24 protein-coding genes are annotated in these 25,901 nt (G+C 57.9%); 11 read left to right on the forward strand and 13 right to left on the reverse strand.

The features are described 5' to 3' along the window. Positions 1–54: 54 nt before the first annotated feature. A complete protein-coding gene (locus ABSG47_RS05405; RefSeq protein ID WP_424167405.1) occupies positions 55–819 on the forward strand; it encodes a 4'-phosphopantetheinyl transferase family protein in 765 nt (254 codons plus the stop codon). After that, on the forward strand, positions 819–2,618 hold the full coding sequence (locus ABSG47_RS05410) for an ABC-F family ATP-binding cassette domain-containing protein (RefSeq protein WP_424167408.1): 1,800 nt from the start codon (positions 819–821) through the stop codon (positions 2,616–2,618). Before ABSG47_RS05405 ends, ABSG47_RS05410 begins: the two co-directional genes overlap by 1 nt. A gap of 4 nt (positions 2,619–2,622) precedes the next feature. Here the strand turns inward: ABSG47_RS05410 and ABSG47_RS05415 are convergent, their stop codons facing one another. The 6 genes from ABSG47_RS05415 to ABSG47_RS05440 all read right to left on the reverse strand — a co-directional run bounded on the left by ABSG47_RS05415 (position 2,623) and on the right by ABSG47_RS05440 (position 8,838). Then, entirely contained in the window at positions 2,623–3,783 is a 1,161-nt protein-coding gene (locus ABSG47_RS05415; protein WP_424167410.1) for an NAD(P)/FAD-dependent oxidoreductase, read from the reverse strand. Then, positions 3,759–4,484: a methyltransferase domain-containing protein gene (locus tag ABSG47_RS05420; protein WP_424167412.1), complete on the reverse strand. Its 726-nt coding sequence runs from the start codon at positions 4,482–4,484 to the stop codon at positions 3,759–3,761. Before ABSG47_RS05420 ends, ABSG47_RS05415 begins: the two co-directional genes overlap by 25 nt. A gap of 7 nt (positions 4,485–4,491) precedes the next feature. After that, positions 4,492–5,562 carry a type III polyketide synthase gene (locus tag ABSG47_RS05425; RefSeq protein WP_424167414.1) on the reverse strand — a complete coding sequence of 357 codons (1,071 nt, stop codon included), beginning with the start codon at positions 5,560–5,562 and terminating at the stop codon, positions 4,492–4,494. Positions 5,563–5,680: 118 nt separating this feature from the next. Further along, a complete protein-coding gene (gene dnaJ, locus ABSG47_RS05430; RefSeq protein ID WP_481133018.1) occupies positions 5,681–6,820 on the reverse strand; it encodes a molecular chaperone DnaJ in 1,140 nt (379 codons plus the stop codon). A 114-nt stretch (positions 6,821–6,934) separates the two neighbouring features. Further along, on the reverse strand, positions 6,935–7,531 hold the full coding sequence (grpE, locus tag ABSG47_RS05435; RefSeq protein WP_424167417.1) for a nucleotide exchange factor GrpE: 597 nt from the start codon (positions 7,529–7,531) through the stop codon (positions 6,935–6,937). A gap of 164 nt (positions 7,532–7,695) precedes the next feature. Beyond that, a complete protein-coding gene (locus ABSG47_RS05440) occupies positions 7,696–8,838 on the reverse strand; it encodes an HrcA family transcriptional regulator (protein WP_424167419.1) in 1,143 nt (380 codons plus the stop codon). A gap of 159 nt (positions 8,839–8,997) precedes the next feature. Between ABSG47_RS05440 and ABSG47_RS05445 the strand changes: the two genes are divergently transcribed. Both ABSG47_RS05445 and ABSG47_RS05450 read left to right on the forward strand, forming a co-directional pair. Further along, a complete protein-coding gene (locus ABSG47_RS05445; protein WP_424167422.1) occupies positions 8,998–10,122 on the forward strand; it encodes an acyltransferase family protein in 1,125 nt (374 codons plus the stop codon). Between the two features lie 27 nt (positions 10,123–10,149). Then, positions 10,150–11,943 (forward strand): VWA domain-containing protein, encoded by a 1,794-nt coding sequence (locus tag ABSG47_RS05450; RefSeq protein WP_424167425.1) that lies wholly within the window; start codon positions 10,150–10,152, stop codon positions 11,941–11,943. 215 nt (positions 11,944–12,158) lie between these two features. On the opposite strand, the gene ABSG47_RS05455 is transcribed toward ABSG47_RS05450, so the two are convergent. Further along, positions 12,159–12,995: a TIGR03435 family protein gene (locus tag ABSG47_RS05455; RefSeq protein ID WP_424167427.1), complete on the reverse strand. Its 837-nt coding sequence runs from the start codon at positions 12,993–12,995 to the stop codon at positions 12,159–12,161. A gap of 285 nt (positions 12,996–13,280) precedes the next feature. On the opposite strand from ABSG47_RS05455, the gene ABSG47_RS05460 reads away from it, so the two are divergent. The 3 genes from ABSG47_RS05460 to ABSG47_RS05470 all read left to right on the forward strand — a co-directional run bounded on the left by ABSG47_RS05460 (position 13,281) and on the right by ABSG47_RS05470 (position 15,776). Beyond that, positions 13,281–14,219, forward strand: a complete 939-nt coding sequence (locus ABSG47_RS05460) for a DUF1684 domain-containing protein (protein ID WP_424167430.1) — start codon at positions 13,281–13,283, stop codon at positions 14,217–14,219. A gap of 87 nt (positions 14,220–14,306) precedes the next feature. Beyond that, positions 14,307–14,642: a hypothetical protein gene (locus tag ABSG47_RS05465; protein WP_424167433.1), complete on the forward strand. Its 336-nt coding sequence runs from the start codon at positions 14,307–14,309 to the stop codon at positions 14,640–14,642. Between the two features lie 24 nt (positions 14,643–14,666). Continuing rightward, the gene (locus tag ABSG47_RS05470) at positions 14,667–15,776 is read left to right on the forward strand and encodes a 3-deoxy-7-phosphoheptulonate synthase (protein ID WP_424167436.1); all 1,110 of its coding nucleotides are present in this window, start codon (positions 14,667–14,669) and stop codon (positions 15,774–15,776) included. Here ABSG47_RS05470 and ABSG47_RS05475 read toward each other — a convergent pair. Continuing rightward, positions 15,762–16,679, reverse strand: coding sequence for a lysozyme inhibitor LprI family protein (locus tag ABSG47_RS05475; protein WP_424167438.1), 918 nt, complete (start codon positions 16,677–16,679; stop codon positions 15,762–15,764). The two genes, ABSG47_RS05470 and ABSG47_RS05475, sit on opposite strands and share 15 nt — an antisense overlap. Before the next feature lie 119 nt (positions 16,680–16,798). Between ABSG47_RS05475 and lpxB the strand changes: the two genes are divergently transcribed. From lpxB to ABSG47_RS05490, 3 genes are all read left to right on the forward strand, one after another. Further along, positions 16,799–18,019, forward strand: a complete 1,221-nt coding sequence (lpxB, locus tag ABSG47_RS05480) for a lipid-A-disaccharide synthase (protein WP_424167440.1) — start codon at positions 16,799–16,801, stop codon at positions 18,017–18,019. A 51-nt stretch (positions 18,020–18,070) separates the two neighbouring features. Beyond that, positions 18,071–20,065, forward strand: a complete 1,995-nt coding sequence (locus tag ABSG47_RS05485) for a M1 family aminopeptidase (protein WP_424167442.1) — start codon at positions 18,071–18,073, stop codon at positions 20,063–20,065. 490 nt (positions 20,066–20,555) lie between these two features. Beyond that, positions 20,556–20,957 (forward strand): DUF6262 family protein, encoded by a 402-nt coding sequence (locus ABSG47_RS05490; protein ID WP_424167444.1) that lies wholly within the window; start codon positions 20,556–20,558, stop codon positions 20,955–20,957. Between the two features lie 49 nt (positions 20,958–21,006). Here the strand turns inward: ABSG47_RS05490 and ABSG47_RS05495 are convergent, their stop codons facing one another. From ABSG47_RS05495 to ABSG47_RS05515, 5 genes are all read right to left on the reverse strand, one after another. Continuing rightward, complete coding sequence (locus ABSG47_RS05495; RefSeq protein WP_424167446.1) at positions 21,007–21,267, reverse strand: hypothetical protein; 261 nt, start codon at positions 21,265–21,267, stop codon at positions 21,007–21,009. Next, complete coding sequence (locus tag ABSG47_RS05500; protein ID WP_424167448.1) at positions 21,264–22,382, reverse strand: alpha/beta fold hydrolase; 1,119 nt, start codon at positions 22,380–22,382, stop codon at positions 21,264–21,266. Before ABSG47_RS05500 ends, ABSG47_RS05495 begins: the two co-directional genes overlap by 4 nt. Continuing rightward, the gene (locus ABSG47_RS05505) at positions 22,379–22,741 is read right to left on the reverse strand and encodes a PadR family transcriptional regulator (protein ID WP_424167451.1); all 363 of its coding nucleotides are present in this window, start codon (positions 22,739–22,741) and stop codon (positions 22,379–22,381) included. Before ABSG47_RS05505 ends, ABSG47_RS05500 begins: the two co-directional genes overlap by 4 nt. Positions 22,742–22,918: 177 nt before the next feature. Then, entirely contained in the window at positions 22,919–23,950 is a 1,032-nt protein-coding gene (gene hsdR, locus ABSG47_RS05510; protein WP_424167454.1) for an EcoAI/FtnUII family type I restriction enzme subunit R, read from the reverse strand. Further along, on the reverse strand, positions 23,947–25,179 hold the full coding sequence (locus ABSG47_RS05515; protein ID WP_424167456.1) for an ATP-binding protein: 1,233 nt from the start codon (positions 25,177–25,179) through the stop codon (positions 23,947–23,949). The genes hsdR and ABSG47_RS05515 overlap by 4 nt, the downstream gene beginning before the upstream one ends. Before the next feature lie 451 nt (positions 25,180–25,630). On the opposite strand from ABSG47_RS05515, the gene ABSG47_RS05520 reads away from it, so the two are divergent. Continuing rightward, positions 25,631–25,879 (forward strand): hypothetical protein, encoded by a 249-nt coding sequence (locus tag ABSG47_RS05520; protein WP_424167458.1) that lies wholly within the window; start codon positions 25,631–25,633, stop codon positions 25,877–25,879. Positions 25,880–25,901: the final 22 nt, after the last annotated feature.

A 25,901-nucleotide genomic window follows, 5' to 3' on the forward strand; every position in this document is an offset into this window, starting at 1 on the left:
GGTTCTATAGTGTTTTCAGCTACTTGCAAAAAATAGCTTTGGGAGATCTTCCGGATGGGAACTGCATTGAATCTCTGGTACACCCGTCCTGAGAATCTGCCTGCGCAGACAATCGCCGAGGATTGCGAACGTATCCTCAGCGAAGAAGAGTTCCTGCACAGCAAAACCTTTCGCTTTGAAAGGCATCGTCGCGAATATCTAGCCACCCGGCTCCTGGTGCGCACCGCACTGTCTCACTATCACCCACTTCCTCCGCATGCCTGGAAGTTTCAGGCAAACCCTTACGGAAAACCCGCCATCGACCCGGATTGCGGTCTGCGCTTCAATTTGTCGAATTGCGCAGAGTTAGTTGTTTGTCTCATCGGGAAAGACATCGAACTCGGTATCGACATTGAGCCGTTTAATCGCGCAGAAGACGTAGTAGAGCTTGCCTCCGATGTCTTCTCGCCTCGCGAATTAGCACAGCTCGAGAGTTTGTCCGAGCCGGAAAGACGGAATCGCGCATTATCGTTGTGGACGCTGAAGGAGTCTTACATCAAGGCAAGAGGACTTGGCCTCTCCCTGCCACTCAAACACTTTTCCTTCGTTTTTGAAGAATCAAACAAATTTCACCTTGAGATAGACCGCGTTCTCGACGACGACGATCCCGCGCGCTGGCAGTTTCGCCTCTTCAATCTCGCGGAACACCGCGCAGCCCTTGCGGTCGAAAGCAGGATTGATCCACACCTGCACATTTGGGAGGCACAACTCCCGACGAAAGCGCCGATTCGCCAGCCTGACGCCATTTCGTCGCTGTCAGAAATTACACTGAATATGTAATGCCTCCAATTCTTAACGCTCAAACTATCTCTAAGGCCTTCGGTGCCGCGCCACTCTTCCGCAACATCTCGCTCACTGTAAGTGAAGGCGACCGCATCGGCCTCATCGGCCCGAATGGCGCGGGAAAATCGACTCTGCTCTCCGTGCTCGCGGGAATTCAGTCGCCTGACTCCGGAGAAGTGGCTGCGCGCAAACGCGCCCGGGTCGCCTATGTCGCGCAGGATTCGTTCTATCCAGCAGGGCTCAACGTGCGCAATGTACTCGAACGCGCGCTTTCTGAAGCGCACATTGCTGAAGATGATCGCGAAGGCCGCCTCCGCGAGCTTGCCGGCCGCACTGGCTTCATCGAACTTACGGCCGAAGCCGCATCGCTCTCCGGTGGTTGGCGTAAGCGCCTCGCCATCGCAGAAGCTCTCGTCATTTCTCCCGATGTGCTTCTTCTCGATGAGCCAACCAACCATCTCGATCTCACCGGAATCCGCTGGCTCGAAGAGCTTCTCGAAAACGCCGGCTTCGCAACCGTCATCGTCAGCCACGACCGCTACTTCCTTGAAAACGTCGCCAACGAAATCGTGGAACTGAATCGCATCTACCCTGACGGCCTGCTGCGCGTGCGCGGAAAGTTCAGCCGCTTCCTCGAAGAGCGCCAGTCATGGCTTGAATCGAACTCGCGTGAGCAGGAGAGCCTGCGCAATCGCGTGCGCACAGAGATCGAATGGTTGCGCCGCGGCCCTAAAGCTCGCACCACCAAGAGCAAAGCCCGTATCGACACGGCTCAGCAGATGATCCGCAAGCTCGCTGACATGGACTCGCGCTCCACTGTCAACAATGCAGGCATCGATTTCCAGGCCAGCGACCGCAAGACCAAGCGCCTCATCACGCTCGAAGACATCTCTTACAAAATCGGCGACCGGACGCTCTTCGAAAATCTCAGTTTCGTCTTCACCGCCGGCACGCGCGTCGGTCTCGTCGGCGCAAATGGCAGCGGCAAAACCACGCTGCTACGCCTGTTGCGCGAAGAGATCGAGCCAACCTCCGGCGAAATTCAACGCGCCGAATTTCTCAAGACCGTCTACTTCAGTCAGCTCCGCGAAATCGATCCCACACTCACACTCCGCCGCGCCCTCGCTCCCGATGGCGATGCCGTCATCTATCAGGGCCGCCAGATCCACGTCGCAAGCTGGGCCGCACGCTTCCTCTTCACCGGCGAACAGCTCAATCAGCCTGTCGAGCGCCTCAGCGGCGGCGAGCGTGCCCGCGTGCTCATCGCTCGCCTCATGCTTGAACCCGCCGATCTGCTCCTCCTCGACGAGCCGACCAACGATCTCGACATCCCCACGCTCGACATTCTCGAAGAAAGCCTGCTCGAGTTCCCCGGCGCGCTCGTGCTCGTCACGCATGATCGTTATCTGCTCGATCGCATCTCCACCATCGTGCTCGGCCTCGATGGCAATGGCAGCGCTGCACAATTCGCCAGTTACTCGCAATGGGAAGATTGGCAGGCCGAGTCCGAGGCTCCAAAGTCAGCGACGGCTCCCAGAGCTGACTCCGCGTCTGCACCGAAACAGGAATCCAAAAAGAAGTTGTCCTATCTTGAAGCACGCGAGTTCGCAACCATTGAACAGCGCGTAGAAGAAGCCGACGCACGGCTCATAGCAGCCCATGCGCATGTCGAAGATCCAACCGTATCCATCGACGCCACGGCACTCCAGCAAGCACTCGTCGAACTCGAAGCAGCTCAGCATGCAATCGATACACTTTATACGCGCTGGGCAGAGCTCACAGAAAAAGCAGGCTGAGCATTCAGGCAAACTCACGCTGCGCTGTAGGCAGTGCCCGATGAGGTATGCGCGTCCCCGCGGCAATCCAACGCATCGCCTGCGGCAGAGCCGGCAACACTCTCGACACCACGCGCTGCCCTATCGGACTCACCATCGCCGCTGCAACTGCACTCGCCAGTTTCATTCCTCGCCGCAATTGCCCGGCAAGCTTGCGCTGATACTCGACCTCACTCGCTCCCGCCAGATACATCTCCGCCGCAAGTGCGCCCGAGTGCAGCGCAATCGCCATCCCATCGCCGGTAAAAGACGGAATCACAGCAGCCTGATCTCCCAGCCTCCACATTCCATCAGCCTCCCGCGCCAGATGCCCATACGGAATCCACCCCACGGACAGCGGTCGCTCCCACTTGGATTCCGCCCCATCGAGTCGCTCGCGCAGCAGATTATTCCCCGTACAAATTTCCTGCATCAACCCAGTCCATCCGCCCGACGCATGCAATGCCGCCTTCCGTACCACCAGGCACAGATTCGCCGCCCCATCCTCAATCAACGAAATCCCGCCATACCCTCCGCGAAAGAGAAACAGCTCCATCGTGTCGCACAGCTTCTCTGCGGCCGCCGGTGTCAGCTTCCAGTGCAGCTTGAATCCCACAAAATCACTCTGCGCTGCACCAGGATCCCGCCTGCGATTCCACCCACGCAGATCGTGCTTCCCCGTCGCCAGAAATACCTTCGCCGCTCGCACCAATGCCCCATCTGCAAGCTCTACGCGCCATCCGTCTTCGTCCTGTACCAGCCGCTCCACGGCTGCGCCTCGCCGAGTCAGGCATCCGGCCTCTTCGGCCTTCGTCAGCAAGGCTTCATCCAGCATCTTGCGTGAAAGCGACAGCGCCTCAAATGGCAACACCGCTTCAACAACACGTTCTCCCGCCGCCAACCGCACTCGCCGCAGCCGCACCGCGCCCAGCCGCAGCGGTTCCACATGCGCCTCGCGCAAATAAGCCACTGCCTCCGGACTCAGGAACTCTCCACAGACCTTATGTTGCGCCGCTCGCTCTTTCTCTATCAGCAGCACCTCGCGCTTTGCCTGCGCCAGCCGCATCGCCGCCATCGCTCCGGCCAATCCGCCGCCAATCACCAGGCACTCCACTCTGCACATCATTGCGTCCTTCGGCTCACGCATAACCGCGCAGGCTTCCATCCGGCAATCGTCACATCCTGCGCGTTCAGTCCCGCAGCCTCACATAACTTACGCCACTCACTCGCCACAAAAGCCCGCTGAATCGAGACCGGCCCGTCGTGCTGCACACCTGGATGCACCCCTGCCAGTCGCGCAAACCACTTGAACTGGTGATACGGCATGGATGCCCGCGAAAGATCATTGATAAACCAACCCATCGCACAGTGGCTCTCCATCCAGCGCACAAATCGCACAACATCTTCATCGCTCAAATGATGTGTAAACAGCGCGCTCACCACAATGTCCACGCGTTGCTGCGGCAGATATGCAAACACATCGCCCGTCACCCACTCGATCTCGCTCTCGGCCTCCGTGGCCTCTGCTGCAATCGCCGATGCATCCGGATTCAGATCCAGCCCCGTCAGTTGCACGCGAATCTCTCGCTCGCGCGCCCACCGCTCAATGCGCCGCAATCCATCGCCATATCCGCAGCCCACATCCAGAATCCGCAGCGGTTCCCCATCGCGGGGCAAATGAAATCCATCCAGCCACGCCAGCGTAGGCCGCATTGCCACAAGCCACCGGTTCACCCGCGCCAGACTTTCGAGATACGCGCGCATGTACTCGCGCTCGCATGGCTCATCCATAATCTCGCGCAACTGCGCCCTGCGGCTGAAATCCAGCTTGCCAGATCGTAGTGACATATCAATATCAGGATGCATGAAACAGCATCGTCTCCGCCGTCACACCCGGCCCGAACGACATCGCGCAGCCCAACTGCCCACTCTGCGCCTGCGCCAGCACATCCGCCAGCACAAACATCACCGTCGCCGACGACATATTCCCAAACCGTCCCAGCACACTCCGTGAAAAGCGCAGCGCATCCTCCGGCAGCTCCATTGCATGCTCCACCGCATCCAGCACCGTGCGGCCGCCCGGATGCACCGCCCACAAGTTCACGTCAGCAATCTCTCTTCCCCGCGTCACCTCGCGGCTTACACCCTTCAACCTACGCTTGATCTCCGTCGGCACCTGCCCGGAAAGATGCATATCAAAGCCGCCATCGCGGATCTTCCACGTAATCAGCCCACTCGTTTGCGGCAAATTCACAGCCAGAAAGCTGTCGATCGCCAGCCCCTGAGGCTCCGCGCCAATCAAACACGCCGCGCACCCATCGGCAAACAACAGAAATGAGAGCAACTGCTCAATATCCTCGGTCTCCTGCAAATGCAGCGTGCATAGCTCCAGGTTCATCACAAGCACCTTCGCGCGCGGCTCCGATCGCACAATGTAATGCGCCGCCTTCAGCGCATTGATCGCCGCATAGCAACCCATGAACCCGATCATTGTCCGCTCTACGGATGTGCTCAGCCCCAGATGCCGCACAATATCGAAATCCAGTCCCGGCGCATACAATCCCGTGCAGGAAGTCACAATCACATGCGTCACGCCGCGCCGCTCTTCCTCGCTCAGCGCCAACCTGTCCAGCGCATTCCCGGCCAGCCGCGGCGCAAACTTCTCAAAAACTTCCATCCGCCGCGCCGTTGTCGGAAATGCTCCGGCCACATACAACTCTTCGCGGTCGCGCCACGTCTTATCCCCGTTCTCCACCGGCTCAACAAACGAATATCTGTGCTCAATCGCCGACATTCTTGCCATGCGCCTAAACAGGCTGCGCGTCGTTCCCTCCGGCAGCATCGTCTCAGCGAACTCCACAAACGGCCGATGCACATCATTCGGTGGAACTGCTGTGGCAATGCGATGAATATGTGCTGTCGTCATATTGTCAGTTCTCCTGAAAATTCCTGCATGTATAGTTCGATGCTATGCCCAATGGACGCAAAAAAGCCCGGCAGGATGCCCGCCGGGCTGTCATTTCATTGTCATTATCGCAGTTGCGTTAGCTGAACAGGTCCTTCATCTTGTCCATAAACGAGGGCGCCGCGGGCTTATTTTCCACCTTCAGCGAATCCTCCAGTTGCCGCATCAGCTCGCGTTGTACTTTGCTCAGTTTCTTCGGCACCTGCACTACTACCGTCACCAACAGATCGCCGTTGCCCTTGCCATTCAGCATCGGCACGCCGCGCCCGCGCACACGCAACTCCCTGCTGCTCTGTGTGCCTTCAGGAACCTTCAGGCTAACCGGCCCGTCAATGCCGTCAATCTCAATCTCCGCTCCCAGCGCCGCCTGCGGAAAACTGATCGGCACCACGCACTTCAGGTCGTTGCCCTCGCGCTCAAATACCTCATGCGCGCGAATCGACAACACCACATACAAATCGCCCTTCGGGCCGCCGCTACGCCCCGCGTCGCCCTCTTCGGAATAGCGAATCCGCGTCCCGTCCTCCACGCCCCTCGGAACCTTCACATTCAGCTTCAGCTCCCGGCTCACGCGAGTCTCACCTCGGCAGGTTGTGCAGGGATCGACCACCACACTTCCCGCCCCTCCACACGCCGAGCACGTCCGCGCTACAGAGAAAAATCCCTGCTGGTACCGGATCTGCCCGCGTCCCTGACATTGCTGGCAGGTCACTGGTCCTCGCCCGGACGCGCTTCCGCTTGCATGGCATGTTTCGCACACCTCCAGCCGGCGGATCTTCACTTCCGTCTCATGGCCAAAGATCGCATCCTCAAAATTGATCGTCAGATCCACGCGCAGATCATCGCCGCGATGCACTCGCGTGCGCCCATTTCCACGCGCCGCGCCGCCGCCACCGAACATCTCGCCAAATAGATCGCCAAAGATGTCGCCCAGATCTACAGCACCTGAGAAACCTCCTCCAAAGGGTCCGCCGGCCGCAGACCCATTCACGCCCGCATGGCCGTAACGGTCGTATGCCGCGCGCTTGTCCGCGTCGCACAGTACCTGGTAGGCCTCGCTGGCCTCCTTGAACTTCTCCTCAGCCGCATGATCCCCAGGGTTGCGGTCAGGATGATACTTCAACGCCTGTTTCCGGTATGCGCTCTTCAGCTCTTGCTCGCTCGCCTCGCGAGAGACGCCCAGCACCTCGTAATAATCCGCTTTCGCCACTGTTGCCACTGTCTCTCTTTTCGCTTATTCGCCGACTGACTTCGAAAACATCTGGGTGCCCCACCCTCGCCGCGTATTTGTTTTTGCGGCTAGGTGGGATCACTGTTCACCGCAACCTGTAACCTATTCGTTAACCTGTTTCGGATTCGACACAACGCGCACCATCGCCGGCCTCAACATCCGCTCACGGATCTTGTACCCGCGCCGAATCTCCTCTGCCACATGCTCATCGGGTAAATCCTCGCGCTTCACCTGGCCCAGCGCCTCATGCACCCGCGGATCAAACAGCTCGCCCACTGTCGGAATCGCCGTCACTTGCAATTTCTGCAGAGCCTCTTCCATCTGCTTCACAATCAGCTCCACGCCGCTCCGCAGTTGTTCGGTCGAACCGGTCGACTTGAGCGCCAGCTCAAAGTTATCCAGCACAGGCAGAAACTGCTCCACCACGTTGCCTGTCGCAAAATCCCGAAACTCCGTTTTCTCGCGTTCGGCCCTTTTGCGCGCATTTTCAAACTCGGCCTGCAGCCGTGCCAGCCGATCCAATAACTGATCGCGCTCGCCCTTCAACTGCGCCAGCTCGACCTTCGCCTGATCCAGCGGGCCACTCTCATCTCCGGCCTGCTGAATCGCATCGGCCTCCGCCGAGGCATCCAGCCCCTCAGGTTGCAATTCACCCATTTTCACTTCCGCTTCCTTCGCTTCCACTTCCTGTTCAGGCATACGTTTCCACAACTTCCCTAGTTGTTCACCAATATTTCTGCGTTGTCTCAAGGATAGATCTTCGCTTTCGCACACGGGATGCGCTGTTGCTTTTCCGCTAACTTGCTGACTCGCCGCGCGCAAAGCGCGCTAACTCGCTGCCTTTGTTTTCTATTCCCTGGTACCTATTCCCTCGCTCCAACAATTCTCTCCGAGAGCTGCGCGATATACCGCACAGCGTGAATCATTTCCTGATATTGGATGCGCGTCGGCGCAATCAGCGCCACCGTTCCCAAAACCGAGCCCTGACTCGCATCGCCCAGCCGCGCCTGTGCGCCGATCAGCACAAGATCCTGCATCGCAGGCGACGCCGTATCCAACCCCACCACCACGCGTACTTCCTGCTCCCGGCCATCCACATACGCTGTCAGCAGTTCCACCAGCCGCTGCTTAGCCTCAAGCGTCACAAGCATCTGCCTCAGCCGCTCGCGGTCTACCTCCGCCGCAATCAGGTTCGCCATTCCGTCCACAAACACCGTCGGGCCAAATATCGAGTTCGTGTCGCTCGTCAGCGCACCTTTCCTGCAAAGTTCCTCCACGCTGGTCAGCAACGCGCGATACGCCTCGCGCTCAGCCTCCATGCGCTTCGTTACCTCAACCCGGATCCGCTCCACCGGCCAGCCGCGAAAATTTTCATTCAGGTACCGCGCCGCCGTCTCCAGCTCCACATGCGCCAACTCGCGATCCAGTGCCAGCACCCGGTCGTGAACCACCCCGGCCTGAGTCACCAGCACCGCCAGCACACGCCCGGCAGCCAACCGCGAAAAGTGAATATGCTCCAGCACCTGGGTTCCCGTCGTGCTCGCCAGCGCCACACCCAACCCGTTCGAAAGCAGCGCCAGCACCTGTGAGGTTCGCTGCAGATACTCATTCGCGCTCGCAACCCCTGTAAAGCTGTCTTCAATCTGCTCGCGCCGCTCCCGGCTCAATGCACTTTGACTCAACACATTCGGATTCAATGCATTCCGCTCAGGCTCACTCGTCGCCGCGCCCGCAGCCAGTTGCCCCGTCTGCGTAATCTGTTCAACGTAGTAGCGAAATGCTGCCGCCGTTGGCACCCGCCCCGCCGAAGTATGCGGCTGCTCCAGCAATCTCGCATCGGCAAGAGACGCCATCACATTCCGGATCGTTGCCGAGCTCATCCCCTCCCGGTCCGCGAAAACGTGCGCTACCGCCTGCGAAGCCACTGGCTCGCCGGTAGCAATATAGAGTTCGATGATGGCCATCAGCACCAGCCGCTCCCGCGGACTGACGTGCGCCTCACTCATCGCGCCGCTCCTTCACTCTCCAACTCCGGACTTAAACCGAACAAAATAATGAGCTTGACCAGAATACGGATGGAGGTTTCCTCTTCAATTTTAAAAATCTGCTCCTGTTACTGTCAAGGTGTGCGTAGAGTTTAGCTTATTTCCGTGTACGATGGGCCGATGCCAGAACGTGAGCTCTACATCGACCGACTGCGGGTCGTCATGACAGCCCTCGTCATCCTCCACCACACCGCCCTCACTTATGGCGCCATCGGCGGCTGGTTCTGGCGTGAGCTTCCGCCCTCCGCTACTCCAGCAAGCCGCCTATTGATTCTTTTCTGCACCACTAACCAAGCCTATTTCATGGGCTTCTTCTTCCTTCTCGCGGGTTACTTCACGCCGCTCTCGCTCGAACGCAAAGGCTACGCCCGCTTCCTCTGGGATCGCTTCCTACGTCTCGGCATCCCTTTGCTCGCCTTCGGTCTCTTCCTCGGCCCACTCACAGCCGCCATCGTCGAAGCGTTTGCAGGCCACAGCTTCTGGGCCACCTTCGTCTGGCTCTGGAACCACAAGCAGTTCATCAACGGCCCGCTCTGGTTCGCGCAAGCCCTCCTGATCTTCTCTTTGGCCTATTGCCTTTGGCGCAAACTCGCCGGCGCGCCGCTCACTCAATCCGAGCGCACCCCCAAGCCAGTCCCGTCAAACATCTGGTGGTTTCTCAGTGCAGTCGCCGTCGGAGCCGGCGCACTTCTCATCCGCCAGTTCGTCCCCGTCGGCGTCAACGTGTGGGGCCTACAGCTAGCCTATTTCTCCAGCTACATCTTCCTCTTCGCCATCGCCATCGCCGCCTGGCGTTTCGACTGGCTCAGCCAGCTCACCTGGAAAAACGCCCGATTGTCGATCCTCCGCGCCACACTGTTCTGGATCGGCATGCCCGTCGCCACCTACTTCGCCACCACGCATAGCGACAGCGGCAAATCCAACTTCTCCGGCGGTCTTTCCTGGTCCGCCATCTTCTATGCCTTCTGGGAACCCTTCGTAGCCTGGGGCCTCATCGCCGCATGGCTGCTCGCCTTCCGCAAATGGCAGAACCAGCCCTCGAATCTATGGCCCTGGTTAAGCCGCCGCGCCTACGCCGTATACATCATCCATCCGCCCGTTCTCGTCCTCATCTCGCTGCTGCTCCACGGCTGGTCTGCTCCCGCCCTCATCAAATTCGCCGTCACAGGCTCGCTTACCATCGTCGCTTGCTGGCTTTTAAGCGATCCGCTCGTCCGCCTTCCCGCCCTGCGCCGTATCGTCTGAAACTTACTGCAACTCCCTGGAGTCATAATGAGAGGCAGCAAATTCTTTCCTGCGGAGGCTGTCTTTCTCATGCGGAAATACCCGTTCCTGCTTGCCTCTTTCTTTCTCGCCGTCTCCCTATCCGCCGCACAAGTGCCTCCCGCGTCGCCCGACAATCAAACCATCCTCAAGAAAACCGTCAACAACGTCCTCGTTGACGTCGTTGTCACCGACAACAATGGCCAGCCCATTCGAGGCCTTACAAAAGAGCAACTACATATCACTGAAAACGGCGCGCCACAAACCGTCGTATTCTTTGAAGAGCACAACGACGCACTACCCTCGAACACACCCGCATCCAACGCGCCACCCCTCCAGCTTCCACCCGACGTCTACTCAAACTTCCAATCCGCTCCCACCCACGGCCCGTTCCTTGTCCTGCTCATGGACTCTCTCAATACCCCTATAGCTGACCAGGCAAAAGTCCACCTTGCGATGCTCCAATACCTCCGTCTGGTTCCTGCCGGAGTCCAGATCGCCATCTTCGCCCTCAACGAACACCTCAGCATGGTCCAGGGCTTCAACGCAGATCCCTCCGTCCTCAGCGCCGCGTTGAATCAACTCAACGCCCGGCCAAAGCAATCCCGCCTCACCGACGATCCCGGCCATGACTCCTATTACGATGGGATTCCCGACCCATTCACCGGCAGCAGCGCTGTAGCCGCAGAGGCAACCGGGCTTAAAGCCACCTACGTGTCACACGAGGAGACATTGCGTGACGACGCGCGCGTAGGTCCTACGCTTGATGCCATACGATCGCTGGCCGCCTATCTCGGTGCGCTGCCAGGGCGCAAAAATGTGATCTGGTTCTCCGGCTCGTTTCCCCTTTCGCTCAGCGGCGTTGGTCATGACAATGCAATGCGCAGCGAATCCTCCCGCGACTATTCCTCGGCCGTCAGCTCGACAAGTGAGCTGGTATCGCGGGCGCGCGTGGCAATCTATCCCGTGCTTGCCAGCGGCCCCGCCGGCAACACCATGTTCAATACGGATATGCCTAACACCGGCACGCTGCATGACTCCAGCAGAACGCTAGGTCAGGATAACGACCAGGCCTCCAGCGAAATCGATGCGCACAGCACAATGAACGCTCTCGCCGACCAGACCGGAGGCCGCGCTTTCTATTCCAGTACCGATCTCGGCGCAGCCATCCGCTCCGTGCAGCAGATCGGCTCGCACTACTACACCATCGCCTACGCACCCACCGACACCGCCTACGACGGCAAATTCCGCAAGATCGCTATCAAAGCCGATTCCCCGAAGGCTCGCCTCGATTACCGGCGAGGCTACTTCGCCGAAGATCCCGCCTCGTTGCCTTCTACCGTAAGAATTCCATCTTCCACAGACGTCTCTTTTGTGCTGCTCCACGGCGCTCCCTCATCTGCGCAAATCCTCTTCAAGCTCAGCGCTACACCCAAGGAAGGCATCCAACCAGCAGCCAACTCCACTACCATGCGTTACAGGATCAACTGGATCGTCGATCTCCACGGCATCCCCTTCACGCAACAGACGGACGGCTCCCGCAAAGGCGCCTTCTCGCTCGTCCTCGTCGCCTATGACACCAGCGGAAAACTCCTCAACCAGGTCAAAGACGGCGGCGACATCAGCCTCGATACTTCGCTGTACCAGAAATACCTCGCCTCCGGCCTGCAGTTTCATCAGGAGATCGACCTCCCCAGCGGCTACGTCTACCTCCGCGCCGCCATAGTGGACGAAAGCGGCAATCGCTCCGGATCAATCGAAATCCCTCTCAACGTCGCCGCACGACACCCGTCCGGCAAGTAACCTGGCGCACCCACCCGGTCTGCGCCATTTCGTAGAAAGCCTCGGCAGCGGATCATTTTGAAATTTCAGATTTACGGAAAACCATCACTGGCGCTATGCATAACTTCCTGCAAGCCGACTTGTCGGCACCAATCCCAGGAGTTTCCTAAAACGCTTTGGGGGGGAATTATCCAGCAAGTCCGCGAAACCCTTCTGTCTTTATCGGGTCGTCGCGCCTAGTTGGCCGATGGGCGTTGAATGCTGTCAATAACGAGAACTTGCTCCGTCGCTTTGATTGGGACGAGCTTTAGACCGAGCTGATAAAGCTCATCTATGAGTGAATCTCCGCTATCGAGCGATGATGTTGCAATGGGCGCGTCAGTAGCGGGAGCATCAGGTATCTGCATATCGATGTCGTAAAGACCCGCGAGATGAGTATCGTCTTCTACGATGGTGTGAGTTTCGCCCATAAGCATGTCGGCAAGGAACTTAAGGTGGATGCCGTGTGCAACGACTTTGCCGTCTCGCGTGCGCGCTATGCTTCCCGGATAGAACGTCATTTCGCCCAGGTGCAAGGGTTTGTCTGCGTCGGCAGGGTTGGAGGGGTGTAGATGGCTACTGTTGTGAATGAGTTCGAGTGAATAAATGGGCAGCACGCGCTGTTCCCAATGGAAGCGCAGGGTGAAGCGGTCGGTCAGCACCGGCTCGAGCATAGCTTGCGCGTGATGATAGCCGTCAGGCTGCTTGAACAGGGCCTGAAACGTTGAGGCATCGTCGGGATCGATCTTTGCTTCAATGTCGTAGTGCGCTGACCGCGCCCATGATGGGAGACCAACGAGTTGGACGGGGCTACGCAGACGAAAGGCGTCTCGGATGAGTTCTGAGAGCTCGTAGTTCGTTCCAGAAAAGCCATCACGCGTGAACATGATGTTGCCGTTGTGGCCGTCCAAGTTGGGCTTTATGGAGACGACCGCGAAAGAGGGCGCGGTGACCTGCGCTACGATGGATAGCCTCGCAAGTGCTGTGAGGATAAGGAGAGAGATGAGGCCGCTCCTATGGAGGATAATATCCACGCGAAAACCTCAAGAGTTGAAAACCTCATCAAGCGATAGAAAGATGATCAGATGACGCCAGCGACATACAGGCCTGAATGCGGTGAAGTTTAGCACTAACGCCCATAGCATTGTCTGTTTTGCGTCTTTCCGCCGAGGTTCCCACAAAGTTGCGTTTTCGGAAATGACGCGAGAAAGGTTCCTGGAAACGTGCATCTCATCGCTCAATCTCCGATTAACGTTCCATGATCATCAACCAGTGAATTCCAAACGGCGCCACAGCCAAAGCGTCATAATAGAAGCGTCATGCTGAAGCGGATCATTCTCCTCGCGAGCATCTTTTCCTCTGCGCTAGCGCTCCCTGCCCAAACCTCCGCCGCGCCCAAAAACGCTGCCGACGCCGCAGCCCAATGGAAACAGCGCATCGCCACCTGGCGCGCACAGCGAGACAAAGAACTCTCCGCACCTGACGGCTGGCTCACCCTGATCGGTCTCGAATGGCTCAAATCCGGCGGCAACAGCTTCGGCGCCGCTGCCGACAACTCCGTCCCCATCAAAGCCAAGGCTCCCGAGCACTTCGGCATCATCACCGTTTCCGGCAAGACCATCCAGCTTCTCTCCTACCCCACCGGCTTTCCCGCCAACTTCCAGGTCAACGGCAAGCCCGCCCGCGAGGACAAGCTCTCAACCGACGGCGACAATCCCTCCACCATGACCTGGCAAGGAATCACCATGGTCGTCCTCGAACGCGGCGACCGCTACGCCCTCCGCATCAAGGATGCCAACTCGCCTGCCCGTACTGGCTTCAACGGCCTCCACTGGTACGCCCCGGATCTCAACTACGCCGTTGAAGCCAAATGGATCCCCTATCCGCCGGGGCACACTGAAAAAATCCCCACCATCATCGGCACCACGCTCAACCTGCCCGCGCCTGGCCTCGCCGAATTCACCCTCAACGGCAAAACCCTCCGTCTCGAGCCAGTCATCGAAGACCCGCACGACTCCACGCTCTTCTTCATCCTCCGCGATGAAACCAGCAAGACCACCACCTATGAGGCCGCACGCTTTCTCCGCACCCCATTCCCCGATCACGGCCTCGACAAGCCCGGCACGCTCATCCTTGACTTCAACCAGCTCTACAACCCTCCCTGTGCCTACACTCCCTACGCCACCTGCCCGCTCCCACCCCCGCAAAACCGCCTTACCATCCCCATCGAAGCCGGCGAGCAGCGCTACTCCCACTGAACGCACCATCCTTTCAGACTGCTTTATGTCAAAATATGAAGTAACAGACATACAGATCTGAAACGGCGCATTCGGACGGAGATGGGCATGACAATCGACGAAAGACTGGATCGGCTCACAGAACGCCACGAAGCGCTCGCCCAGTCGCTCGAAATCCTCACCGCCGACGTCCACGCCCTCCAGGCTTCCACCACCAGGCTAAGCGAGTCAGTGGAATCCCACCGCGCAGATTTTGAAGCTCTGCGTATGAGCAGCGAAGCCCTCCGCGACGCTGCAATTGCTCAACAGGCAGCCATCGAATCGCAACGCACAGATACCGAATTTCAATACAAAGCTATCGAATCGCAACGCGCGGGCCTCGAAGTCTTGGCCGAAATCGCCCGAGGCCACGAGCGTCGCCTCGTACGTCTTGAAAGCGCCTAATTCTCTTTGCAGGAACCCATAACGATGCAGCCCTTAATTGAAGATCTCCGGATTCTCTCCAATAAAGTCGTTCTCCCCCCGATTTTCCTCGAAGAAGAGCGGCCGGTCTCGGAAAACGCCGCCGCCACCATCTTCAATTCGCGCATCGACATCACGCAGATTCTCGCCAAGCGTGACTCGCGCCTGCTGGTCCTCGTCGGCCCCTGCTCCATCCATGACACCAAAGCCGCCGTCGAATACGCCGGCCAGCTGCAATCCGCCATCAAAGAATTCGGACGCGACCTCCGCATTGTCATGCGCGTCTACTTCGAGAAGCCCCGCACCACCGTAGGCTGGAAGGGGCTCATCAACGACCCGTTTCTCAATGAATCCTTCCAGATCAACGACGGCCTGCGCCTTGCTCGCAACCTGCTCCTCGATCTCAACGAGATGGGCGTCCCTTCCGGCACCGAGTTTCTCGACATGATCTCCCCGCAGTATCTCGCCGGCCTTGTCGCCTGGGGAGCCATCGGCGCGCGCACCACAGAAAGCCAGGGTCACCGCGAACTGGTCAGCGGCATCTCCTGCCCCGTAGGCTTCAAAAACGGCACCTCCGGCAACGTGCAGATCGCCATTGACGCCCTCCTCTCCGCCGCCATCTCGCACACCTTCCTGGGCCACACCAAGAACGGCCAATCCGCCATCTTCCGCACCACCGGCAACCGCGACACCCATATCATTCTCCGCGGCGGCCGCAACACCACCAACTACGACGCCGCCAGCGTCGAGGAAGTCAGCCGCCGCATGGTAGCCGCCGGCCTCGACCCGCGCATCATGATCGACTGTAGCCACGCCAACAGCAGCAAGGATTACAACCGCCAGCCCATCGTCTGCCATGAGATCGCCGAACAGATCGCAGCGGGCAACCGCGACATTCTCGGCGTCATGATCGAGAGCAATCTCATCGCCGGTGCACAGAAGCTGGAATCCGGCACGCCCCTCAACAAACTCGTATACGGCCAAAGCATTACTGACGGCTGCGTCGACTGGCGCACAACCCACGGCATGCTCACCGAGCTAGCCGCCGCTGTCCGCTCCCGCCGCACCGCCAGTCAGCCCGCGGAAGTCGCTGTCACCGCCTCAGCGGCGAAGTAGTACAGTCGTCCTTCTTCGCGTCACCGCAATCCGGCAGGCCAGCGCGGCGCCGCACGTGCTCTGCCGGATCCCGATCCAGGCCGTCTGCTCGCCATTCAGCATCCACGCCGTGGCATTGGCCGCGTGCCCGGTCTCATCCATAAAGTAGGCTGCATTCATATCCGCGTCGGCGGCATCGGCGTTCCGCTGCTGGCACAGATCGTCCGCGGCAGCCCTCGGCACGCAGTAATCCTCATCATGAATCAGCGCATACTTCTTCCCATTCTCCGGAATGAAATACGTCACCGTAATCACCGGCACTTGGGAGCTGCGCGACCACCCCATCGCGGCCTGTCGAAAGGCTGCCGGCAACTGGCTCCACGCCAACGCATCCGTCTTCAGTTGCTTCGAAAAGACAGCCAGCGTCGGCGTAGGCTCACCATTCACCGGGTGAAAGTACACACCGCCCAGCCCAATACCCTCCTGCATGTCGAACCATACAAACCCGCGCCCCTGCAGAATCGGCCCTCCCTGGCTCGTCACCAGCACATACCGCCCATCCTGCACATCTACCGGCAGCGGGCTTCCAGTCAGCACCTCCTCAAGCGCGTCGGAGAGCCCCAAATCGCGCCCATAGTGATATGTCGTCCGCGGCGTAATAGCCTTTAACAGCTCCTTGAACCGCTTATCCTTCCACAATTCCTTTGTAGTCTTGTTCGCATAATCATTGAGAAACGTCATCTGCGTCGCTGGAATGCGATTCAAGAACTCAGCCTGCGGCGGAGGCGGCACATTAACCTGCGCACCCTGTTGCCCATCTGCCTGCGGAGCGGGAGCTTGTGCCACAACTACGCACCTGATCACAAGAACCACAGCAAAACACAAACTCGCCCGGAAGCCGCTCGATAGAGCGTCAAATCTCATAGGAACCTCTGTGGACCGAAGATTATCGCAAACTTAGACTCCGAATCATGAATACCCGCTTACACCAATGCCCCCTATCGCCACCTTCCCTCCCCCTCAAACCTGTAACCTGTACTTTCATGCCCACCCTTTTCATCTCGGCAGGCGAAGCCAGCGGCGAACATTACGGCGCAATGCTAATGGAATCCCTCCGCAAACAATCCCCGGCAGAACTCAACTTCATAGGCATGGGAGGCCCGCGCATGGTTGAAGCAGGTCTCGACCGCATTGTCCGCGCAGAAGACGTAGCCGTCATGGGCATCACGGAAATCGTCCGCCACCTGCCCCGCATCTACTCCGAATTCCGCAAGCTCAAAGCCTCCATCCGCCGTCGCAAACCTGACATAGCCATCCTCATCGACTTCCCCGACATCCACTTCGCCCTCGCCAAGGAGTTCCACGCCCAGGGCATCCCCGTCATCTTTTTCGTCAGCCCTCAGCTATGGGCCTGGAAAAAGCACCGCATCAAGCTCGTTCAGAAATACATCGACAAGATGCTCGTCATCTTCCCCTTCGAAGAGCCCTTCTACCGCGAGCGCAACGTCAGCGCCGAATTCGTCGGCCATCCCTTAGCTGATCTCCCACTCCCTACCATCTCCCGCGATCAATTCGCACTGGAAAGCGGCCTTGACTCCACAAAGCAATGGATCGGCCTCCTCCCCGGCAGCCGCATCAAAGAAATCCGCGCCAACCTCCCGGAGACGCTCAAGGCGGCCTTTTTTCTGCACGACGATTACGCCGAAAACGCCCGCCTCGGCCTGCAATGGCCTGAGCCAGAGTTTCTTCTCCCGCTCGCACCCACACTCACCACCACGCAGCGCGAAGAAGTCCGCCAGCTCATCGCTACCCACATGCCCGGCCTGCCCATCCATCTAGTCCACGACGCCCGCGACGCCCTCCACCACGCCCGAGCCAGCATCGTAGCCAGCGGCACAGCTACCGTGGAAGCCGCACTGATCGGCAATCCCTTCGTAGTCGTCTACCGCGTCTCCCCGCTCACTTACGCCATTGCCAAACGCGTCGTCACCGTCCCCCACGTTGCCATGGCCAACCTCATCGCGGGCCGCCGTCTCGTCCCCGAACTCATCCAAAACGACTTCACCGCGTCCAATATCGTCAGAGAGCTTCGCCCCTTGCTATCCGATGGCCCCGAACGAGCGTCCATGATGCAGGGGTTAGCCGCTCTCAGGGGTATGCTTAATCCGCATCACGGCCAGACAGCCATCTACCGTGTCGCGGAAATCGTGCTTCAGCAACTCTCTCTTACTCCGGCTGCCACTGCTCTCGTTGAAAAGAGTTAAGATTCCCGCAAGGATACTGCGCCGCCAGGACCCGACCGCAAGGACCCAATCATGATCAGCTCGCCCATCACTCTCTCCCGCCGCTTCTCATCAATCCTCGCGCTTCTCGTCCTGCTCCCCACCGGCTTCCTCGCGGCCCAGCGCATCGAGCGCCCCACGCTCACCGTCTCCGCTTACACCATTGACGCAGAGATCGACCCCACCGCGCACCATCTCCAGGCCAAAGTTACCGTCACCTTCACCGCGCCGGACAACTCCGATCTCATCACCTTCGGTTTCCATCCAGCCCTCAAAATCTCCAAGATCACAGACGATTCCGGCAAGCTCCTCACCGGCGAGCGCACCGCGGACGGCTCCGTCCGCATTGTGCCCAACTCCCCCGTCTCCTCCGGCATCCCCGCACACTGGACCTTCGAGTACGAAGGAGTCATCACCGGCAATGAGGATGGTCCCATCGAAGGCCTTAAGCTCGCAGCCATTCAGGAGCCCATCACCTACCTTTTCTATCCCTCACGCTGGTTCCCTTCCACCGGCTACATGACCAACCGTTTCACGGCGCAGATGCAAATCCGCGTCCCCCAGGGCATGCGCGTCTTCGCCAGCGGCCAGACCGGCGCTCCGCACAACGTGAGCCTCTCCAACGGCAAGCCCGGCGACCAGTACGACTTCAACTGGAGCAAACCCGGTTTCCCCGGCACCGTCATCGCCGGCCGCTACGTCGATCCCGCCACGGCGGGCCCCGTCAAGGTCTATCTCACCGTCTCGCATCGCGCCGCTGCCGAGCAGCTCGCCCAGACCGCGTCCAAAGAATTCGACTTCTTCGTCGACAGTTTCGGCCAGCCTGAAACCACCCATATCAATGTTGTCGAGCTGCCTGACGACACACTTCCGGCCTTCTGGGCGCCCGAGATCGCCGCCATCATGGGTTCTCGCACTGGCGACAAATCCGGCATCCGTCTTCTCGCCAACACTCTTGCACGTCAGTGGTGGGGTTCTGAGGTCAGCCCCAAAACTCTCTCCGACGCATGGATCACCAACGGCATGAGCAGCTACGCCGAGTTGATGTATGTCGAAGATGAGCAGGGCAAAGGAGCTATGCACACCGCTCTCCAGGATGTTGCAGCCGGCGCGCTCGCCTACGACATCACGCCGCTTTCCACCTCAGGCCGCCTCAGCCCTTTCTCGCCTGAATTTCAGTCCCAGACCCAATGGAAGGGCGCCATGATCTTCCACATGCTCCGCTGGGAGGTCGGCGACAAGCCGTTCCTCGCCTCGCTTAAAGGCACGCTCTCGCAATATACCGATCAGGGCATCCGAGGCTCTGACCTCACCAAAGTGTGTGAAGCCCAGACCGGCCAGAACCTCACGCCCTTCTTCGCCCAGTGGGTCGATGGCACCGGCGCGCCCACATTCGTGAATAAGTACGCTGTCTACCGCCTCGGCAATAACAAAGGCTTCCGCACCATCGGCGAAATCAACCAGGATCTCGATCTCTTCCGCATGCCTGTCGAGCTGCGCGTCGAAACCGAAGGCAAGACCGAGATCAAGCGCGTCGATGTCGTCGGCACCGAGTCGCAGTACGTTGTGGATACCTTTGGCCGCCCGCGCCGCATCAGCATCGACCCGCAAAACTGGGTCCTGAAATCGACGCCCGACCTACAGGTTCGCATCGCCATTCTCAAAGGCCAGCAGCTCGTCGCTCAGGGCGACCTCACCGGCGGCCTCAATGAGTACCAGAAAGCGCTCGAAGCCAATCCGCAAAGCTCGCTCGCCAGCTATCGCATCGGCGAAGTTCTTCTCGCCCAGCACAACTACCAGTCCGCCATCAACTCTTACCGCGACGCTCTGCGCGGCGATGACGAGCCCCGCTGGACCGAAGTCTGGGCTCACATCGAGATCGGCAAAATCTTCGACCTCACCGGCCAGCGCGACCGAGCCGTCGAGCAGTACCGCCTTGCCGTGCAGACCAACGACAATACCCAGGGAGCCATCAACGAAGCCCGCCTCTATCTGCAGAAACCCTATACCCGCCCCGAATCTGAATAGGACGGTTGGCGATTCCGCAGGCTTGGTGTGCAGTGTTCGGTTCCGGACAATGCCGGTAGTTAGCCTGTGCGGGGTTGGTTTATAACATGATTTTTTTGTGCGAATTGCGAAGGATTGCACAGTTTCTGGAAAAATCTTTATGCGATCCTCATTTCGGAACTGTGCATGTATGCACAGTTCCGAGGGATCAGGGATCAGGGATCAGGGGTCAGCGTTATTGATAAAAGCCTTAAAGCCATCGATAAATTCTCCGCGAAATGACGACGGCCCGAACCTTTTGGGGTTCGGGCCGTGGGTTTTTCTTCTGCTGATTATGAGTAAAGCACAAAACCCCTTAATTGCATGCAAATTATCTTTGGGGTGGGATGTTACGAAAGGGCAATGGACTTTAGTAACGTCCGCTGACAGGTTGCTGGCGACAGAAAGACGGGCTGGCTTTTGTGGCATCCCAGGTCTCCAAAAGAGGGAGACCTGGGGCACCCGGCAAGTCATGATTAGGAATACCGATGGCCTAAAGCGCAACGCCCGAAGTCGCAGCGAGGATGCAATGCGGCGTACGACCGCGGCGATCCTACTGATGCTATCTGAAGAAACGGAGATCAATTTCCGCAGTGTCGCTACGCGGGCGAAAGTATCGACGGCCTGGCTCTACGGAACGAAGGCCGTTCGGGACAAGATCGTGAAGATCCGCAATACGTCGCCCGTTTCCGCCGGCGAGAATTTGCAACATCGGCAGCGGCTCTCGCACGAACGAGTCGTGGCGACTCTCAGAATCCGCATTCTAACTCTGGAGGTAATCAATCGCGAGTTGAAAGAGCAGCTCGAAGCCGCCTACGGCAGGCTTGCGGTGGTACAGCCGAAGCTGGGGTCACTACACCAAACATCAGAATAATGCGTTAAGGCGTTCGGGTGCGTCTTCTAACCAAAGGAGCGCAAGACGATTAAGCCAGCAACCTCGTGGCAACTTTCCTTTTTGGACGTATTTCCATTTGGATGCTGAATACACTCAATTCCGCCACTCCGGACAACATGATGCCGCCAGAGTTGGAAAAAAGGACTGAGGCAGCATCATCGGCGCCGGAGGTGCGTGGCGCTGTTTTTCCAACCAGTAATTGACGGGTGGGCGGTGATTCGGGAGTGACCCGGAGCTTGGAGACTTCTCGACGCTCAGAAGGGAAAATCAGCTTTCTCGCAATCGTCATAGTTTCTGCTGCTTCACTTCCTCCAAAACATCGCGAATGGCCTGAGCGATTGCCTCAGGTTTCTGCTGGTGCATGGCATGTCCTGAACCCACGACGGCCCGAAGCTGACCGTATTTCGATCTGCTTGACAGATCAACCTGGAAGCTGTGCCAGGCGGCATTGATTTGGTCGCATTGACTCTGGCTGAGGCTGGGGAAGGCGCTGCAGGGAGGCAGGTCGGTCCGTTCAAGCACGATGATCGGGACGTCGTCGTGCCAGGTGAGGTGCTGCGGCGGCGGGAGCAGACCATCACGTTGGAGGCTTTTCAGATCCATGTCTGAACCGGGAAACGCGGGGGAGATGGCTGCGTCTCTCCATACCTGCTCTTCGTGAGCTGAGTCGACGAAGACGAAGCCTGCCACATCGGAGGGATAATGCTCCTCATAGTGTCGAACGAGAATGCCTCCCGCCGATATCCCAACAAGAATGTAGGGGCCTGGCAACTGCGCAGAGTGAAAGAGATCGTGCATGTTCTCGACGACATCGCTTATCGAATCATCTCCCGGAACATGATCGCTTTGACCAACGCCAAGCGCATCGTAACTGCACACACGGGCGAACTCCGAGACACGCGACTGGACCAGGGACCAGTCCTGAGAAGCACCGAGCCCGCGGCCCGTCGCCAGAATGACGGTCGGCTTCCCTTGAGATTCTCCCGTGCATTCAAGAAACATCTTGTGTCCCTGGGAGATCGGAACAAGATGGCCGGTTGGATCTGGACCACTCGTCTGCGCTGCCTGCAGCTCTGGCTCCAGCGCACAACCGTAGACGACGCCAGTGTTCCTGAAGGTGCAGAAGCTGAGCGTGGTTAAAAAGATGACCGAAGCGGATAGCAGGGTCGCCACAGTCCATAGCCTGACCGGCTCAAGATAGGCTGGCCCCACTAAAGAGACCGCATCGTAGACAGCAGATCGCCAGACCCTGCCAATTCCCGAGACCCCTTCTTTCCTGGCGTCCATGAGCTGCTCCCTGAAGAGCTGCTCCATCTCATCGCCGTACCGGTAGCGCAGATTGTCTGCATACAGCGGGAGCATCCGCTTATAGACCCAGCAACTGAGTTCGAGGACTGAGCTCACACTTTACCTCTCAGTGGAAACACCTTTTTTACTTTCGCTAAAAGAAGAACTTCGTTTTGTCGCGAGAACTCGGCGTTGAGTAGCTGCTTGCCCGTTCGTGTGAGGCGGTAGCTTCGACGACGGTCCTGGCTGTCGTTCTCTACCTCTTCAATGAGCGACTGGTCTGCGAGTTTTTGGATCGTGGTGTAGAGAGTCGCGGGCCCCATTTGGAGTTTGCCGTCCGACAAGACCTTTATCTCTTGCATGATCAGGTATCCATGCTTCTCGCCATCCGCGAGAGCAAAAAGTACGAAGAAGATCGCCGAGGAAAGCGGTAGCATCTCTTGCAAGTCATTATTGAGTGAAGCTGATGGATTCATCCAAAGGATTCCCTATATCACATATAGATATATCATTTTCCGATACATGTCAATTTGTCTCTGTGGAAAAAACGGTATGCGAAGAGCGGTTTGGAGCGAGAAGCTCAGCGCCGGAAAAGCAAGACACCGATACCGGCTTGGTCGCTTTCTGGTTTCGCCCGACCATGTAGATCGCTGTCAGTTGATGAAAGCAGGTTCGCCGAAGTACTCGATGTTGGAGACGTGCTCCGTCTCCTTGGGCGTCGCGGTCATGCCGATCTGCGTGGCTGACGAGAAGTAGGTGAGCACCTTTCGCCATGCTGCATCATCGGCGGCGCTGCCACGGTGGCACTCGTCCACCACGATCAGGTCGAAGAAGTCGGGGGAAAACTGCTTGTAAATGTTCTGGTCTTCCTCGGTCCCGGTGACAGCCTGATAGAGCGCCAGATAGATTTCGAACGCTTTGTCGGCGGTGCGGTTGGTGATTTTGGTCATCGCCTGACCAAACGGCTTGAAGTCATTTGTCTTGGTTTGGTCGGCAAGGATATTGCGGTCTACGAGGAAGAGGATGCGTTTCTTTGCCCCGGACTTCCAAAGACGCCAGATGATCTGAAATGCCGTGTAGGTCTTACCGGTGCCTGTAGCCATGACCAGAAGAATTCGATCTTCACCTTGAGCAATGGTCTCGACTGTACGGTTGATAGCGTTGAGTTGGTAATAGCGCGGCGTCTTCCCGGAACCGTCATCGTAATATTCCTGTTTCGCAATGGATTCCTGCGCCGGAGAGAATCCCTTTGCCGCGCTGTACCGTGCCCATAGCTCTTCTGGAGTCGGGAATTGGTGCAGGGGAATCTCTCGTTCAACCGGGCCTCCGGTTCCTGTACGATCGTGTTCAAGAAAGCCGTCGCCGTTGGAGCTATAAGCAAAAGGAATGTCTAGGAGCTCGGCGTAGTCGAGAGCCTGCTGCATGCCATCGCCAAGCGCGTGCGCATTGTCCTTGGCCTCAATGACCGCGATGGGAATATTGGGCTTGTAGTAGAGCAGATAATCGACTTTTTTTGCTTCGCCGCGTTTGACGCTCTTACCCCGTACGATCACCCGGCCCTTGGTGAAGTAGAATTCCTCGCGGACCTGAGTCATCGAGTCCCATTTCGAACCATTTAGACCCAGGACCGCAGGAGTGATGTACTTCGTGCGGATGTCTGCTTCCGTAAGATCCTTCTTATTCATCCGTTGGCCTCAGGGACTGCTTCAGAACGGGAAGTATCTGCAGCAAACAGCCCTGGAAATTCGACTGAGAGAAGTTGCTGCAATGGCATGACATCAGTCTTTGCATCGAGCTTGTAACTCTCATCGCCTGGATAAAGCACGATTTGCCTTACAGCCCCGATGTCTTCACAACCGATAAAGAACCCTCTCCGCGGCTTTGGGTCGCCGAGAGAACGTTTGATCTCGATCGCCCAGCGCTGGTTCGGCTTGACCTCCAGCACGAGGTCAATCTCTGCACCTACGGCAGTTCGGTAAAACCATGCGGGGGTACTTGCCGGCATTGTGCTCAAGATATTTTCGATGAGCATCCCTTCCCAACTAGCTCCGACCACGGGATGCCCTAGCAAGGTCTCTTGGTCGCGTATACCGAGCAGAGTATGGAGCAAACCACTATCCCGCACGTAAACTTTAGGGGAGCGGACCAGCCGCTTTCCTACATTGGCAGACCACGGCTGCAGGCGTCGCACGAGCAGGAGATCGACCATGATATCCAGATACCTAGCGACCGTCTGACCGCTAATCCCCAACCCGGATGCTAACTGTGCGGCATTCAACATCTGCCCTTGGTTGTGGGCCAGCATCTGCCAGAAGCGGTGAAGCGTCTCGGCAGGGATGCGCGGCCCGAGAGACGGCACATCGCGATCCAGATAGGTTTGAATAAATGCGGAGCGCCACTCGAAGCTCTCAACTTCGGTCTCGGCTAGAAAGCTATCCGGAAACCCGCCCCTCACCCAGAGTGTCGAGGTAGCGTTGGGGGCGAGACTGGCGACCTCGTCATCGAGGAAGGGCGTCAACTCCATGTAGGCGATCCTGCCTGCAAGAGTTTCGGCCGATTGTTGCAAAAGATCGATGGATGCTGATCCGAGGAGGAGAAACTGGCCTGTGCGCTTGCCTTTCCGCTTTCTTTGATCGATCAAACCACGAAGTGTCTGGAAAATTCCTGGAAAACGATGGATCTCATCCAGAATCACCAAGCGATCTTGATAGGCGGATAGATACAACTCGGGGTCGGCTAGTTTAGCCCGGTCTGAAGGAAGCTCCAGGTCGAGATAATGGGGTGGAACGTCGGCCTCTCCCACCAGGCTCAGAGCGAGAGTTGTTTTGCCTACCTGTCTGGGCCCAAGCAGCGCAACAGCAGGAAACCGCCTGAGTAGTTGGACAAGCCGCTCTTCTGCATCGCGTCGGATCATACCCTGCAATTATTCCACACGGCGGCAGAAATGCAAGGTCTAACTTATAGAAGAGTAAAAGCAGTCGCTCTATTGAGATCACATTTCCGGTTCAAGAGACTTTTGAGGGGATCCAGAAGTTCTATCGACCGCTGCTGGCATTCATTTAGAACAGCGTTCGGCAGTTTGGGCACAGTTTGGGCACAGAAAAACGCATCCGAAAATGCGTTTATTTTGTAAACCATTGATTTTATTGGTGCCTGGAGGGGGGTCGAACCCCCACGAGGTTGCCCTCGGCGGATTTTGAGTCCCTATCTGTGAAGAAACAAACCTCTTGTTTTCCTTTATTTACAATAGGTTAAGCCTCGCGACGGTGAGGTTCTATGCGGTCCTGTGAGGCCCATTTTGGGCTGTTTAGGCATAGTTTGGGCATAGTTCATCTCCTCGATCTGGAGTTTGCTGGATTGTGTTGATGATCGGGGCTGGCGGGCAAAAGAACTACTGGAACAATCTAAATCGGTTTGAACGGGAGCGCAAGAGTGCCGATTGCACCGTGGTTGGTCATCAATTACCTGCGTTGGAGCAGCATGTTGTACTCGTCTTGACGCATCATAATATACTTGTATTTGCGCGGCATAATAAACGCGTAATAACCCGCAGGGAGGATTGCCATGGCGACACCGAACCAAAAGATGGCGGCATCCTTGAGCGCCCTTCGTGAGCTTCAGAAAGACGGGCGTCGT

Source organism: Occallatibacter sp., assembly GCF_049510455.1.
Lineage (GTDB): Bacteria > Acidobacteriota > Terriglobia > Terriglobales > Acidobacteriaceae > Telmatobacter.